Here is a 13,614-nt window from a genome sequence, read left to right as displayed (position 1 = left end):
GCCCGGGTCAACCCGGAGGTGACCACCTCGGTGTTGGATGCCAGCACCAAGTCCTGGGGCGGCCAGGTCACCTTCGCCATGGTGCCCACGCTGGCCCGCGAGGCCAATCTGGCGGCCATGCCCGGGCTGGACCTGCTGGTGATCGACGAGGCGCATCACGCTGCCGCCGACAGCTACCGGCGCATCATCGACCGTGTGCGGGACGCAAACCCGGACGCCCGGATCTTCGGGGTGACGGCCACGCCGAACCGGGGCGACAAAAAGGGGCTGCGCGCGGTCTTCGACAATGTCGCCGACCAGGTGCGGCTTGGCGAGCTGATCGCCTCGGGTCATCTCGTGCCGCCGCGCACCTTCGTCATCGATGTGGGTGTGCAGGACAAGCTCAAGGCGGTGCGCAAGACTGCCTCGGATTTCGACATGGGTGAAGTGGCCGAGATCATGGACCGCGCGCCGATCACCGAGGAAGTGGTGCGCCACTGGCGCGAGAAAGCCGGGGACAGACAAACCGTCGTGTTCTGCTCGACCGTGGCTCATGCCGCACATGTGGCCGAGGCCTTCAACGCGACCGACATTCCCGCGGGGCTGATCCATGGCGATCTGCCGGGGGAGGAGCGCCGCAACATCCTGGCCGCGTTTGCCCGCGGCGAGATCCGCGTCATCACCAACGTGGCCGTGCTCACAGAAGGCTGGGACCATCCGCCGACCTCCTGCGTCGTGCTGCTGCGGCCCAGCTCCTACAAGTCGACGATGATCCAGATGGTCGGGCGCGGCTTGCGCACGATCGACCCGGCGAACCATCCTGGCGTGGTCAAGACCGATTGCGTGGTGCTGGATTTTGGCAGCTCCAGTCTCACGCACGGCACGCTGGAGCAGGATGTCGATCTCGGCGGCAAGACCGAGGCCGGCGAGGCGCCGTCCAAGACCTGTCCCTCCTGCCAGGCCGAGATCCCGCTGGCCGCGCGCGAGTGCCCGATCTGCGGTGAGACGCTGGTCGACCCGGACGAGGACGAAAGCAAGAGCCTTGAAGGGGCACTTGGCGGCGCCCTGTCAGGCTTCCTGATGACCGAGATCGATCTGCTGAAACGGTCCAGTTTCGAATGGGTCGATCTGTTTGGCACTGAGGACGCGCTGCTGGCCACCGGTTTTTCTGCTTGGGGCGGTGTCTTCTGGCTCGACGGGCTGTGGTACGCCATCGGCGGCACGCGCGATGCGCAGCCCCAACTGCTGGGCGTCGGCGAGCGGTCCGTGTGCCTCGCGCAAGCCGATGATTGGCTCAACNCCCCAACTGCTGGGCGTCGGCGAGCGGTCCGTGTGCCTCGCGCAAGCCGATGATTGGCTCAACGACCACGAGACCGACGAGAGCGCCTTCAAGACGCGCGGCTGGCTGACCCAGCCCGCCACCGAAAAGCAGCTGCAATATCTCTCGCCCGAGGCGCGCGGCGATTTCGGACTCACCCGCTACAAGGCCTCGGCGCTCATGACATTCGGGTTCAACAAGCGCGCGATCCGTGGGCTGATCCTGAGCGCGGCCCCGACCGCGCGGGAGGCGGCGTGAGCCATGTCGCGCAAATCCCGCCCGCGCCCACAGCGGCTGCGGATCAGCCGGGCCGTGATCGGCTCTGGCACCCGCGCGGTGCGCTTTGCGCGCTCTGCACGTCTCGCACACGCGGCTTCGGCTGGTTCGATCCCCACCAACCCCGCGCAAAGCGCACATACCGCTGGTTCTGCTCGATGACGTGCCAGTCGGCCTTCACCCTCAAAGCCCGGAAAGGACTGACCATGGTCGAATTTGACGAAGAAGAAACCCAGGCGCTGCCCGCCGTGATGCGCGCGCTCGCGCCCGAAATGGAGCGCATGGGCTGGGACCGGCCGCTGGGCCAGCTGAGCCAGAACGACATGCACCGGCTGATCGTCATCACCATCGAGGCGTTCCGAATTGAGATGGCCGAAATCGCCAGCCAGTCGGAGGTGCCGTTTTGACCCTCGATTACAACCATCGCCCCAGCTTCGGCGAGCGCGTCAACGAGACCATCGATGCGGCCCTCACGGCAGAAAACGCCGCCCGCACGCCGCGCGACTACCTCGGCGGCTCTCGCCTCGGGCAGGCTTGCGAACGCGCGCTGCAATTCGAGTTCACGTCCACGCCGAAGGACGAAGGCCAGGACTTCTCGGGCCAGCTGCTGCGCATCTTTGCCATTGGGCATATGCTCGAGGATCTGGCGGTCGCCTGGCTCCGGCAAGCAGGGTTCGATCTCTACACCCGCAAGGGCAACCGTCCTGATGGTGGCCAGTTCGGGTTCTCGGTCGCGGGCGGGCGTATCCGCGGCCATGTCGACGGCATCATGGCCGCCGGCCCCGAGGGCTTCGGGTTGGCCGTCCCCGCGCTCTGGGAATGCAAGACCATGAACGCGAAGAACTGGCGCGCCTGCGTCAAGGACGGCGTTGCTGTCGCGAAACCGGTCTATGCCGCCCAGATCGCGGTCTACCAGGCGTACATGGAACCCTCGGTGCCGGGTATTTCCACCACGCCCGCGCTTTTCACCGCGATCAACAAGGACACGGCCGAGCTGCACCACGAGCTTGTGCCCTTCGACGCCGATCTCGCGCAGCGCATGTCGGATCGCGGCGTGCGCATCCTGCAAGCCACTGACGCGGGCGAGTTGCTGCCCCGCGTGGCGCAAAACCGCGATTTCTTCGAGTGCCGCTTTTGCCCTTGGGCAAAGCGCTGCTGGAGCCTGCCGGCATGACGGACGCTCCCGACGACCCGCCTGACACCCCAATAGACACCGAGGATGCCGCCATGAGTACCGATCACGACGACCCGCACACCCTGTCGGACGACACGCCTCCCAACGACCCGCCCAAGGAAAACCTGGTTCATTTCAACCCATGGCGCGATTTCAACGACGCAGCCCCGCAGATCGATGTGTTCGGCGACGAGCCTGACCCCGAGCAGATCGCACAATTCATGGAGGTGGTCTTCGGCTACTCGGAGGGGCTGATCCCGGTACGCAGCTTCATCGACAAGGGTCAGGGCATCGATGGACGCCCCCACAACATCTGGATCGAGGCTGATGACGCCGTGGCCGACAAGATGGCCACTTTCGCAACATGGGCCGCGCGCGAGGGCGCGGCAGTCTATGTCATCCCCGGCACCGTGGCCGAGCCCGGCCAGGCCCGCGCGGCGGAAATCCTGCAGATGCAGACCGTGGTGGTCGATCTCGACACCGGCGATATCGCAGCAAAGCGCGCCCATCTCGAACGTCACCTTGGCGCGCCGACCATGGTGGTCGAGAGCGGAGGCGTGACGCCCGAGGGCCAGCGCAAGGCCCATGTCTGGTGGAAACTGACCGAGCCCGCCGAGGGCAGCGATGTGGCCCGTGTGACCCGCCTGCGCGGCGACATCGCCGCCAAGGTCGGCGGGGACACGCATTTCCGATCGGCGCACCAGCCGATCCGGGTGGCGGGCTCGGTCTATTACAAGAACAACCTCAAGACGCAGGTCGGCATCGTCGAGCTGAACGCCGACCGCGAACGAGATCTTGACGAGTTCTTTGAGGCCGTCACCGACATGCCACCCGCGCCGGGCGTGTCGCTGCAGCCCGAGTTCACCCATCCCGACAAACCCGCCGTCGACGATGTGCTGGTAACCCCGGTGCGCGAAGGCGCCGCCGATGACTGGTCGCGCTTCGAGGGGGCCTCGGCGGCCATCGGGCATTTCATCCGCATGGTCCATGAGGGCCGCATGTCGAAGGATGCCGGCTGGGAAGGGATCTGCGGCTACAACGCCGCCATGCTGCGTCCGCAATGGTCCGTGGAACGGCTCAAGCGCGAGTCCGAGCGGCTCTGGGCACTGCATGTCGATAAGAATGGCCCCCCGCTGGTGCGGCTCGATAGCGGCGCACCATCCCCGGACGAGTTGCCCGCCTTCAGCCTCGGCGCGCTGCTCGACGACACCAGCCCCATGCCCGCGGACATCATCGCCCCGCGCGTGCTGACCCCCGGTGGGCTGCTGGTGTTGGGTGGCGCGCCCAAGGTGGGCAAGAGCGATCTGCTGATCTCCTGGCTGGTGCACATGGCCGCCGGCCAGCCTTTCCTCGGCTTCACGCCGCCACGCCCGCTGCGCATCTTCTATCTGCAGGCGGAGATCCAGTATCACTATCTGCGCGAGCGCCTGCGCCAGATCGCCCTGCCGCTCGAGATCCTGACCGCGGCGCGCGACACCTTCGTGGCCACGCCGAAGCTCAAGCTTCTGCTCGACGACGAGGGCAGCGTGCGCGCCGCCCGGGCGATCCAGACCGCCTTCCCGGAGGCGCCGCCGGACATCATCTGCGTCGACCCGATCCGCAACCTCTTCGACGGCGGCCCCGACGGCGGAGGCGAGAACGACAACACCGCCATGATGTTCTTCCTGAAAGACCGGGTGGAGGTGCTGCGTGATCATATCGATCCCGATTGCGGGGTGATCCTCGTCCACCACACGCGCAAGCTGTCCAAGCACCAGGTCAAGGAGGACCCGTTTCTGGCCCTGTCGGGCGCCAGCGCGTTGCGCGGTTTCTACACCTCCGGCCTGATCCTGCACCGTCCCGACGAGGATGCGTCGGAGCGCAAGTTGGAGATCGAACTGCGCAACGGCCCCGCGCTCGAGCCGAAGCTCATCGACAAGCGCGGCGGGGAATGGGTCGAACTGAACCCGATGAACGAGCGGCTGGTGCGCCAGGAGACCGGCGCAAGGCATGACGCCGAGCGGAATCGTAAACGCGATGTGATCCTGAGCCTGCTCTTCGATGAAGCAGCCGAGGGGCGCGTCTACACGTCAACGCAGTTCGGCGCGGGCTTCGAGAACCAGCATGGGCTCGGCAGCGAGTTCACCATTCGCCAGCGGATCAATGTCCTCGCATCAAAGGGCTTCGTGAAATTCCGACGCGATATGGCCGAACACGGCTTCCCCGCGACCAAGTCACACTTTGGCTACCTCTGCGTCGAGGGCATGCGGTTCGGCCGCGATCGGGTGATCGATCCCGAGACCGGCGAGGTCCTGGCCGAGGGCGAAATGGTCCTGCCGACCCACTTCAAATGCCCCCATTCCGGCCGTGCCAGGGAGGTCGAGAACCCCGCCGTCTGGGTCTATCCGGAGGGGGTCGATGAATGACTTTGTCATATGACAGAGGCCACTGTCATCCTCATGCCTCTGTCATGAACTCAATGAAATCAACAACTTGCTGATGACGATGACAGTGGCCTCTGTCATGCCCCTCTGTCATCAAAAACGGGAGAAAGTGAAATGAAACCAGAGACTTGCAAGGGTATGATGAGAGAGAGTGTGACTGCCTATACTAAGTATGAGGGGGGCGGACGCCGTCCCGCCCCCTCATACAACGATAGTAACCGCGCGACGCCTGTGTCCGATGCTGTCGATGATCGTGGCAAGCAGTCCTCCAAATCCCGGTCCCCGCGTGTCGTGCACAAGATCAATTTCCGTGTGCTGCCGCTTCCGGGAACCGTGCTGATGCATGAGGGTCAGCGCTATGTCGTCATAGGCTCGGACCTGCACAAACGCCGCGACGGCGAGATCGTTCCAATCATCTGCTGGAAAAGCCACTGCGCTGAATGCGGCAGGCCCTTCGAATGCTGGAGTGGCATGCGATCGGGAACGCTGAACCGGCGCTGCCCTGAGCATCATGCCCCCGGCAAGGCTGTCGCTGCATCCGGCCGTAAACATGTGGCGAAGCACATCAGCAAACGCGGAAAGCGCAGGAAGTCCTGAGAACCATCCGACGACGGCGGCCGGTACCGCCAAGCATCAACCGCCGTCGTCTTCCACCCGAGCAGCCCACCAGAAGAGGAGACCACTCATGGCTGATACGACTCTCGCCACCACCCATGGCGGCGCAACCCCGGAAACGCAGATCCCGCCCGCGGCGGCGCGCACCATCCTGGCGCTCGATCTCGGCACGACGACAGGCTGGGCGCTGCGCGCCGCGGACGGGCTGATCACCAGCGGCACGGTCTCGCTCAAGCCCAGCCGCTACGACGGCGGCGGCATGCGGTACCTGCGCTTCACCAACTGGCTGACCGAAATCGATCGGCTGTCCGGGCCGATCGCCACCATCTGGTTCGAGGAAGTCAGGCGGCATGCGGGCACGGACGCGAGCCACGTCTATGGGGGTCTGATGGCAACGCTGACCGCGTGGGCCGAACTGCGCGGCATACCCTATGCCGGTGTGCCGGTTGGCACCATCAAGCGTCACGCCACCGGCAAGGGCAACGCGCCGAAGCAGGCCATGATCGACGCAGCCCGCGACCGCGGGTTCTCACCCGCCGACGACAACGAGGCCGACGCCATCGCCATCCTGCTCTGGGCCATCGAGACGCAGGGAGGTGTGCAATGACCCGGATGCGGTATGCCCCGAAAGGTTACGGCGGCCACCGCCGCGACCCCGAACAGGTCAGGCGCGATGGTTGGCATGAACTGCACATGCTGGCGGTCTCGCTCGATGACCACCGCCTCACCTGGCCTGAGCGGGAACTGGTCCGTCAGCTGGGCGAGCGTCTGTACGGCAAGTTGCCTGCGGTCCGGGAGGTGCGCCATGACTGACTGGACCACAGGGCGCGTACAGGACCGGCTGGAGCTCGCCGCCGATGTCTTCGCGCAACTGCCCGCAGTGAAGCCCACCGGGTACTTCAACGCGTGGCCCGAATATTTCCACAGCTTCGCCGATCACGTGGGTCAGGAGCCCGAGATGAAACGTCCGAGACCCAGCCCGCGCGAGATCACGCAGGCCGATGAGGCCATGCTCTGGCTGCGCTGGCTTGAGCGGGACGACGCCCGGATCGTCTGGCTGCGCGCCAACCGCAAGCCGTGGAAGAAGATCACGTGGGAGATCGGGCTTAGCCGCCCGGCCGCCAACCGGCACTGGCAGTACGGCGTGGCGCTGATCACGTGGCGGCTCAACGGACGCGTGCCATCAGCCAAGCGATCTCGGCGCTTCGTGATCGAGAACGCCGACCGGCTGTCAAGGAAAATCGTCCTGTGACGGAATTATCGGTGAGACATCCGGGAGGGTTTCACGAACCGGCTCTGAGGCCTACAAACAGGGTATGATCGCACGAGACATGAGCAAAGGGGCGATGGCTTGCACCGCTGGATTCCGGGGTCCACCCCGAGTCCGGTTCGGGGTCCAGACGGGGTCCAGAGGGGAGACAGTTCGAAACCGGGCAAACGCCCACCGCTTGACCGGAAAAACTGTCTCCGCCGACCCGTAAGCCGTTGATTTTACGGTTCCTTTTCGTGCACTTCGTATGCTGGGGGGCGCAGCGCGCGATTTCGCTAGCGACAGGGCCGTTTTTTTGGGAGTCCACCCCGGTCGGAGTCCACCCCTGAAACCTGAAATAACCACGCGATAACAGACGCTTGGAGGGTGGACTCCGGGGTGGATACCTGTTCGGTGGGAGTCCACTTTGGAAGCCAGTGGATTCCACATCCGGGGTCCACTCGCGGGGAGACCAGGATGTGACGTCGCAGGAGGGAACTACTTCGTCATTCGGCCACCCGGCAGAAGGCTTGGATCGGCGACGCCGAGGACGCTGCATGTCTCTCGCCGCAGACCCAGACGCGCGCAGACCGCTTCGGACGCGGCGTTGCCGGGTTCGACCCCTGTGAACACTTCGGTAAAGCCCAGTCGGTCGCGTGCCTCCAGCATGGCCATGGCCCCGAGGACGAGGGCAAGCCGCTGGCCGCGTCGGTCTGGAATTGTCGCGAGCATGCCCCACCAGCATTGGCGGGCAAGCGGATGATCCTGGTGAAGATAAGACGCCGCCGCTGCGCAGGAGACCCCACGCCCCTGGTCATCGACTGCCAGGAGCGCAAGCCCCGACTTGTCCAGTCCACGCAACGCGGCTCCGGCCGACGGCAGCACGCCACAGGCGAGCGAGACCTCGGCTAGCTGTGCCAAAGCCTCGTCCGGCGTGTCAGGCCCGATGCGCATGATCGTCAGATCGTCCGGCAGTGCATGGTCATCGACGATCTCGCGGGCGGCCTGCATCGCCGCGTCCGCGCCCGACCAGCGAGCATAGTGGACTGGCACAAGGCCCCGCGCCTCGGCCGCGGCACGCCACCGGGGCAGGTCCGCATCAGGCAGGATCGCGCAATTGCTGTTGCCCTGCAGTTTGGCCAGAGCCGCGAGCATGTCGATTGACCCGGATTCAGAAGAGGCGAGCCCGACTGTGCGTCCATAATATCCGAAGCGCGCATCGTCGCCGATCAAGTCGAACATAGCCCTGCCGCGTCGCAGCAGTGCCTGTTGATCTGCGCTGCCGAAATACTCGCCGTCATGCGGAGTCATCGGTGTCAGAGCCTCCAAGAAACACGACAGACGATAATCTGCCAGTGATATGTTTGTAAACTCAGGAAGATGCAGAGCCGATCCGGGCAAGTGGTCCGGATCATGCTGGTCGGCGCATTGTGAAGGCAATCCGGACCCAGCGTGTTTTCGCCCTTCCCGCTCTTGCTCCCCTCCGCACCCAATCGAACAGGATCACCGATATGACCCTCGCCTTCGCCCCCGAGCGGATCGAGCAGTGGCCGCTTGCGCGCCTGCAGCCCTACGCGAAGAACGCCAAGCAGCACGGGGCCGACCAGGTCGCGAAGCTGGCCGCCAGCATGGCCGAGTTCGGCTGGACCGTGCCGTGCCTCGTGGCCGAGGACGGCGAGTTGATCGCGGGCCATGGCCGGGTGCTGGCGGCAACGCAGCTGGGGCTGACCGACGCGCCGGTGATCGTGCTCGGGCACCTCACCGAGGCGCAGCGCCGAGCCTATCGGATCGCGGACAACCGGCTTGCTGAATCGCCATGGAATGAGGCGCTGCTGTCGGCCGAACTGAATGAATTGCTTGCCGAGGATTTCGACCTGTCGCTGGTCGGCTTCTCGGACGGCGAGCTGGACAAGCTGCTGGCCTATGTCGCGGACAGCGACGAGGAAGCGGGCGGCGACGGGGGCTCCACGCCGCCGGTGGTGATCCCCGAGCCACCGCGCAACCCGGCGTCGCGCACGGGCGATCTGTGGATCCTTGGCGATCACCGGCTGCTCTGCGGGGACGCGACCAGCCACGACAACGTGCGTCGCCTGATGAACGGCGAGCGCGCGGTGCTGTTCGCGACCGATCCGCCCTATCTGGTGGATTACGACGGTTCGAACCATCCGACGCGGAACAAGGATTGGAGCCAGAGCTACGGCACCACCTGGGACGACAGCAGCCAGGGCGCGGAACTCTACGACGGCTTCATCGCCGCCGCTGTGGCCGAAGCGATCACCGAGGACGCCGCCTGGTATTGCTGGCACGCGTCGCGCCGACAGGCGATGCTCGAGGCCTGCTGGGAAAAGGCCGGGGCCTTCGTGCACCAGCAGATCATCTGGGTGAAGGACCGCGGGGTGCTGACCCGGTCGCATTACCTCTGGAAGCACGAGCCCTGCTTCATGGGCTGGCGCCGTCCGAACCGCCCACCGAAGGTGGCCGAGCAGACGCTGCCCTCGACATGGGAGATGCCCAGTTTCCCGAAGGACGAGCGGCCCGATCATCCGACGCCGAAACCGCTCGACGCGTTCGGCATTCCGATGCGCCAGCACGTGGCGCGCGGCGGTGTCTGCTACGAGCCGTTCGCCGGTTCCGGATCTCAGATCATGGCGGGCGAGGCCAGTGGCCGCCGCGTCTTCGCGATGGAAATCAGCCCCGCCTATGTCGATGTCGCCGTCGAACGCTGGCAGGCAGAAACCGGCAAGGACGCGCTCCTCGATGGCGATGGTCGGAGCTTCGTGGCGGTGAAGAAGGAGCGGCTGGGCGACAAGGCCGATGCCGCTGCCTGATGGCCGTCTACTACAACGATGCCGATCCCGCGGCCTGCGCCTGGCTGCGGGAGCTGATCGCGGCCGGGCTGCTGCCCGCGGGCGAGGTGGACGCGCGCTCCCTCCTCGAGGTGGAGCCCGCTGACCTGCGCGGCTTCGCGCAATGCCATTTCTTCGCCGGGATCGGCGGCTGGCCCTACGCGCTGAGCCTCGCCGGCGTGGCCGGCGATCTGTCCGTCTGGACTGGCTCGCCGCCCTGCCAGCCCTTCAGCCAGGCCGGGCAACGGAAGGGACAGGACGATGACCGCCATCTCGCCCCGGCCTTCCTGCGGCTCGTTGCAGCCTGCCGCCCCGAGTTCGTCTTCGGCGAGCAGGTCGCGAGCGCGGCGGTGCTCGGACCGGTTGGCGGAGCGGCTCGAACAGAGACTGAAGGCGCGGCTGACTGGGCGTGGTTCGACGCTCTGGCGGCTGACCTGGAAGCGGCATCTTACGCCGTCGCGGCGGCCGATCTGCCGGCTGCGGGCATCGGCGCGCCGCATATCCGCCAGCGGCTGTTCTTCGGCGCCGTTGCCCTCGACGCTGCCGCAGGCAGGCTGGGCCACGGCCTCGGCGCGGGATCACAAGGACGGATCGGAATGCCAGTCGGTGCCGATCAACGCGCTGCTCGGCCGACAGGTCTGGCTGGCGGGTTGGCCGACGGCGATGGCCGGCTCACCGGCAACCAACAGTTACAACGCGGCCGGGAACACCGATGCGAGCCGCAGGACGGTGAAACTGGTCGATTGGTCGAAGGCGCCGGCGCCGCCGGGACCAATGCGACGGACAGCGTCTGGCGAGATCCGGACTGGCTCCTCTGCCGCGATGGCCGCTGGCGGCCCGTTGAGCCCGGAACATTCCCGCTGGCTGATGGGATACCCGGCCGCATGGGGCTCCTGCGGGGCTACGGCAATGCGATCGTGCCGCAGCTCGCGGCGGAATTCGTGACGGCGTTTCTGGAAAGCCTGCCGGAGGGGCTGCGATGAGCCAGAGCCGCACCATGTCGATGATCGAAGCGGTCACGAATGTTGTCGCGGGCTACGGCATCGCTGTGTTGACGCAAACCCTGATCTTTCCGATTTTCGGCCTGCACGTCACACTGGCGCAGAATCTGAAGATTGGGCTCGTCTTTACGCTGGTCAGCCTCGCGCGGTCCTACGCGCTGAGGCGGCTTTTCGAGGCACGGCGCCTGCGATGAGGCTGGTCGGTCACGCAAGACTATTCAGCCGCTCTGAGGTACCACGGAAGTCCGACAACCCATTGCTTTCTTTGGGAAAGGGCGGCGGTGACGCAGGGAGGAGGAGAGCGTCACCGCCTTGGATCGAAAAGCTCAGGGAGGAGGAGGAGCTCTCGATATACCAATCTCCAAAGTAGCATTAAAATGCACGTTCGTAAAGATGTTTCGCTGCAATGAAGATTGACGGCCTGTGAATAGCTTAAAAATTAAGCATCTCCGGTGCGATCACAGGGCTATGCGATAGCAACGACCCCTTCCGTCCACCTTCTCCGAGATGATCGTCAGGCCGAGCTTCTTCTTGAGCGCGCCGGAGATTACGCCCCTCGCGGTGTGAGGTTGCCAGTCCAGAGCTGCGACGATCTCGTCGATGGTGGCACCGCCCTCGGCGCTCAGCATCGCGATCAGCGCGTCCTGCTTCGTTCCGCTGCGGCGGCGCACGGGCTGGGGTGTGGCCTCGGGCTTCGGCTGGTCATCGTCCTGCGCGTCGGGCGGGTCGATGATCCCTAGGGTGCTGTAGGCCAGCGGCGTCGCGCGCAGGGTGATGGGGCCGCGCTCTTCGTCATGCCGCCAGACAGTGTTGAGGTCGGTCGCTTCGATTTCCTCGATGAGCGCTTTCTTCAGCAGGCTCTTGCAGACATTGCCGACCGCGCCGCCCTTGAGGGTGGTGGTGACGGGGAACACGGCCCCGTCGTCGCGCGCGCAGGCGGTGGACAGGATGACGGATTGTGCGTCGGATAGCTGGATCTGGGTCATGGATGATCTCCGGTTTCGGCTCGTGCGACATGCAGGAGCTTCTACCGGGTGAAGCCCGCCATCGAGGCGGGCCGCCCTTGGTCAGGGTCCGGAGGGGTTACCCGGCGTATTCGCCCTCGCCAAAAGCGCTGTCGGTGATGCGCTTCAGCAGCCCGTTGTAGTGCTCGAGCGTGCCGACCATGGCCCAGCCCACCTCGTCGGGATGGCAGTTGAAGTGGTCGTCGCTGAGCGCCTGCAGGCGGGCGAGCCGTTCGTCGATTTCGGTCTTCTTCGCGATGAATGAACTGAGCGCGGCCTCCTTGTTCTTTTGTGCCTTTTCCGCGCGCAGCTGGTGGCGGGGCGTAGTTTGCGGGTTCAGGCTGGTCATGGCGTGGCTCCGTGTCGTGAGTTGCATCCTGCTTGTGTCATCAGGATCGCTCCGGTGCGGCATGCAATCAACGTAAATCGCAGCAATACCATTGCTTTATGTCGCGCGGGGTGAGCCATGCAGGGCCTGAGCGAACGCCAATATGCCGCCCGCGTGGGCCTGTCGCGCGGGGCAGTCCAGAAGGCTAAGGAGGCCGGAAGGCTGGTGCTGCACCCTGATGGGAGCATCGACGCGGAGGCGTCCGACACACGCCGCGCCGAGACGACCGACCCGTCGAAATCCCGCGCCGCGCCAAAACCGCCCGCGACCGGCAAGTCCAAGCTGAAGCCCGTGCCCGAGGCCGCCGTCTCTGCGGTGGGGGACACGCTCAAGGAGCAGGGGATGGCCGCCCCCGCCGTTGGGGGCAGCACGACCTTCCTGCAAGCCAAGACCGCGAACGAGGTGCTCAAGGCGCAGGAACGCCGCATCCGGCTGCAAAAGCTCAAGGGCGACCTGGTCGACAAGGCGCGCGCGGAAACGCTGATCTTTCGGCTGGCGCGCGAGGAACGCGATGCCTGGGTGATCTGGCCCGCGCGGGTGGCCGCGCTCATGGCCTCGGAACTGGCAGCCACCCTCGGCGAGGGGATCACGGTGGAGGCGGCGGTGATGCAGAAGGTTCTCGAAGCCCATGTCCGCGCCCAGCTCGACAGCCTCGCCGAGATCCGCAGCGGCCTTGGATGACGATGTCGCGGGGTTCGATGGTGCCAACGACCTGCTGCGCGCCTGGTCGCGGGGCCTTCGCCCCGACCCGGACCTGACGGTGTCGCAATGGGCCGACCGGCATCGCTGGCTCAGTTCCCGCGCCTCCGCCGAGCCGGGGCGCTACAAGACCGCGCGCACGCCCTATATGCGCGAGATCATGGATGCGCTCTCGCCGGTCAGCCCGGTGCAGCGGGTGGTGTTCATGAAAGCCGCGCAGGTGGGCGCGACGGAAGCGGGCAACTGCTTCATCGGCTTCGTGATGCATCACGCGCCGGGGCCGATGCTGGCGGTCCAGCCGACGGTGGAGCTGGCCAAGCGCAACTCGCGCCAGCGTATCGACCCGCTGATCGAGGAAAGCCCGGAGCTGCGCGAGCGGATCAAACCGGCGCGCTCGCGCGACGCGGGCAACACGATGCTCTCCAAGGAATTCGCGGGCGGCATTCTGATCATGACCGGGGCCAACTCGGCGGTGGGGCTGCGCTCGACGCCGGCGCGGTACCTGTTTCTCGACGAGGTCGACGCCTATCCGGCCTCGGCCGACGAAGAAGGCGATCCGGTCAGCCTGGCCGAAGCCCGGTCGCTGACCTTCGCGCATCGGCGCAAGGCGTTGTTGATCTCGACGCCCACGATCCGGGGGCT

At 65.8% G+C, this 13,614-nt stretch carries 17 protein-coding genes; 14 read left to right on the top strand and 3 right to left on the bottom strand.

All coding sequences use genetic code 11. The features are described from left to right. The first annotated feature begins 78 nt into the window (after positions 1-78). From V8324_RS19465 to V8324_RS19425, 9 genes are all read left to right on the top strand, one after another. On the top strand, positions 79-1,332 hold the full coding sequence (locus V8324_RS19465; protein ID WP_442970584.1) for a DEAD/DEAH box helicase: 1,254 nt from the start codon (positions 79-81) through the stop codon (positions 1,330-1,332). After that, a complete protein-coding gene (locus V8324_RS19460) occupies positions 1,310-1,555 on the top strand; it encodes a hypothetical protein (protein ID WP_336421567.1) in 246 nt (81 codons plus the stop codon). Before V8324_RS19465 ends, V8324_RS19460 begins: the two co-directional genes overlap by 23 nt. 224 nt (positions 1,556-1,779) lie before the next feature. Then, positions 1,780-1,980, top strand: coding sequence for a DUF6511 domain-containing protein (locus tag V8324_RS19455; RefSeq protein ID WP_336421566.1), 201 nt, complete (start codon positions 1,780-1,782; stop codon positions 1,978-1,980). Next, complete coding sequence (locus V8324_RS19450; protein WP_336421565.1) at positions 1,977-2,747, top strand: hypothetical protein; 771 nt, start codon at positions 1,977-1,979, stop codon at positions 2,745-2,747. The genes V8324_RS19455 and V8324_RS19450 overlap by 4 nt, the downstream gene beginning before the upstream one ends. A gap of 53 nt (positions 2,748-2,800) precedes the next feature. Then, positions 2,801-5,152 (top strand): AAA family ATPase, encoded by a 2,352-nt coding sequence (locus V8324_RS19445; RefSeq protein ID WP_336421564.1) that lies wholly within the window; start codon positions 2,801-2,803, stop codon positions 5,150-5,152. 309 nt (positions 5,153-5,461) lie between these two features. Continuing rightward, complete coding sequence (locus V8324_RS19440; RefSeq protein ID WP_336421563.1) at positions 5,462-5,767, top strand: hypothetical protein; 306 nt, start codon at positions 5,462-5,464, stop codon at positions 5,765-5,767. An 88-nt stretch (positions 5,768-5,855) separates the two neighbouring features. Next, positions 5,856-6,392 (top strand): crossover junction endodeoxyribonuclease RuvC, encoded by a 537-nt coding sequence (locus V8324_RS19435; protein ID WP_336421562.1) that lies wholly within the window; start codon positions 5,856-5,858, stop codon positions 6,390-6,392. Then, positions 6,389-6,598 carry a hypothetical protein gene (locus V8324_RS19430; protein WP_442970583.1) on the top strand — a complete coding sequence of 70 codons (210 nt, stop codon included), beginning with the start codon at positions 6,389-6,391 and terminating at the stop codon, positions 6,596-6,598. Before V8324_RS19435 ends, V8324_RS19430 begins: the two co-directional genes overlap by 4 nt. After that, positions 6,591-7,037, top strand: coding sequence for a DUF6362 family protein (locus V8324_RS19425; protein WP_336421561.1), 447 nt, complete (start codon positions 6,591-6,593; stop codon positions 7,035-7,037). Before V8324_RS19430 ends, V8324_RS19425 begins: the two co-directional genes overlap by 8 nt. Before the next feature lie 495 nt (positions 7,038-7,532). Here V8324_RS19425 and V8324_RS19420 read toward each other — a convergent pair whose 3' ends face one another. Then, complete coding sequence (locus V8324_RS19420) at positions 7,533-8,345, bottom strand: GNAT family N-acetyltransferase (protein WP_336421560.1); 813 nt, start codon at positions 8,343-8,345, stop codon at positions 7,533-7,535. A gap of 200 nt (positions 8,346-8,545) precedes the next feature. Here V8324_RS19420 and V8324_RS19415 point away from each other — a divergent pair, with 200 nt between their 5' ends. From V8324_RS19415 to V8324_RS19405, 3 genes are read left to right on the top strand one after another with little or no spacing between them, the layout of a single operon-like run. Beyond that, positions 8,546-9,862, top strand: a complete 1,317-nt coding sequence (locus tag V8324_RS19415) for a site-specific DNA-methyltransferase (RefSeq protein WP_336421559.1) — start codon at positions 8,546-8,548, stop codon at positions 9,860-9,862. Next, the gene (locus tag V8324_RS19410) at positions 9,862-10,863 is read left to right on the top strand and encodes a DNA cytosine methyltransferase (RefSeq protein ID WP_336421558.1); all 1,002 of its coding nucleotides are present in this window, start codon (positions 9,862-9,864) and stop codon (positions 10,861-10,863) included. Before V8324_RS19415 ends, V8324_RS19410 begins: the two co-directional genes overlap by 1 nt. Next, positions 10,860-11,075: a DUF7220 family protein gene (locus V8324_RS19405; protein WP_336421557.1), complete on the top strand. Its 216-nt coding sequence runs from the start codon at positions 10,860-10,862 to the stop codon at positions 11,073-11,075. The genes V8324_RS19410 and V8324_RS19405 overlap by 4 nt, the downstream gene beginning before the upstream one ends. Before the next feature lie 264 nt (positions 11,076-11,339). Here the strand turns inward: V8324_RS19405 and V8324_RS19400 are convergent, their stop codons facing one another. After that, positions 11,340-11,867, bottom strand: coding sequence for a DUF3489 domain-containing protein (locus V8324_RS19400; protein ID WP_336421556.1), 528 nt, complete (start codon positions 11,865-11,867; stop codon positions 11,340-11,342). A 97-nt stretch (positions 11,868-11,964) separates the two neighbouring features. Next, positions 11,965-12,234, bottom strand: a complete 270-nt coding sequence (locus V8324_RS19395) for a hypothetical protein (RefSeq protein ID WP_336421555.1) — start codon at positions 12,232-12,234, stop codon at positions 11,965-11,967. A gap of 117 nt (positions 12,235-12,351) precedes the next feature. On the opposite strand from V8324_RS19395, the gene V8324_RS19390 reads away from it, so the two are divergent. Then, positions 12,352-12,954 (top strand): hypothetical protein, encoded by a 603-nt coding sequence (locus V8324_RS19390; protein ID WP_336421554.1) that lies wholly within the window; start codon positions 12,352-12,354, stop codon positions 12,952-12,954. Next, positions 12,902-13,614: phage terminase large subunit family protein (locus V8324_RS19385; RefSeq protein ID WP_336421553.1), on the top strand; the 713-nt coding region annotated here is incomplete at its 3' end. The genes V8324_RS19390 and V8324_RS19385, both read left to right, overlap by 53 nt.

The organism is Roseovarius sp. D22-M7 (genome assembly GCF_037083785.1).
GTDB lineage: Bacteria > Pseudomonadota > Alphaproteobacteria > Rhodobacterales > Rhodobacteraceae > Roseovarius.
Note: the sequence above shows the minus strand (reverse complement) of the source record. Positions and strands in the feature narration are given on the sequence as shown.

Bases quoted from the DNA above. Each gene is read 5' to 3' on its own strand.
- V8324_RS19455 (WP_336421566.1), top strand. From the start codon at position 1,780: ATGGTCGAATTTGACGAAGAAGAAACCCAGGCGCTGCCCGCCGTGATG.
- V8324_RS19445 (WP_336421564.1), top strand. From the start codon at position 2,801: ATGAGTACCGATCACGACGACCCGCACACCCTGTCGGACGACACGCCT.
- V8324_RS19435 (WP_336421562.1), top strand. From the start codon at position 5,856: ATGGCTGATACGACTCTCGCCACCACCCATGGCGGCGCAACCCCGGAA.
- V8324_RS19430 (WP_442970583.1), top strand. From the start codon at position 6,389: ATGACCCGGATGCGGTATGCCCCGAAAGGTTACGGCGGCCACCGCCGC.
- V8324_RS19425 (WP_336421561.1), top strand. From the start codon at position 6,591: ATGACTGACTGGACCACAGGGCGCGTACAGGACCGGCTGGAGCTCGCC.
- V8324_RS19420 (WP_336421560.1), bottom strand. From the start codon at position 8,345: ATGACTCCGCATGACGGCGAGTATTTCGGCAGCGCAGATCAACAGGCA.
- V8324_RS19415 (WP_336421559.1), top strand. From the start codon at position 8,546: ATGACCCTCGCCTTCGCCCCCGAGCGGATCGAGCAGTGGCCGCTTGCG.
- V8324_RS19410 (WP_336421558.1), top strand. From the start codon at position 9,862: ATGGCCGTCTACTACAACGATGCCGATCCCGCGGCCTGCGCCTGGCTG.
- V8324_RS19405 (WP_336421557.1), top strand. From the start codon at position 10,860: ATGAGCCAGAGCCGCACCATGTCGATGATCGAAGCGGTCACGAATGTT.
- V8324_RS19400 (WP_336421556.1), bottom strand. From the start codon at position 11,867: ATGACCCAGATCCAGCTATCCGACGCACAATCCGTCATCCTGTCCACC.
- V8324_RS19395 (WP_336421555.1), bottom strand. From the start codon at position 12,234: ATGACCAGCCTGAACCCGCAAACTACGCCCCGCCACCAGCTGCGCGCG.
- V8324_RS19390 (WP_336421554.1), top strand. From the start codon at position 12,352: ATGCAGGGCCTGAGCGAACGCCAATATGCCGCCCGCGTGGGCCTGTCG.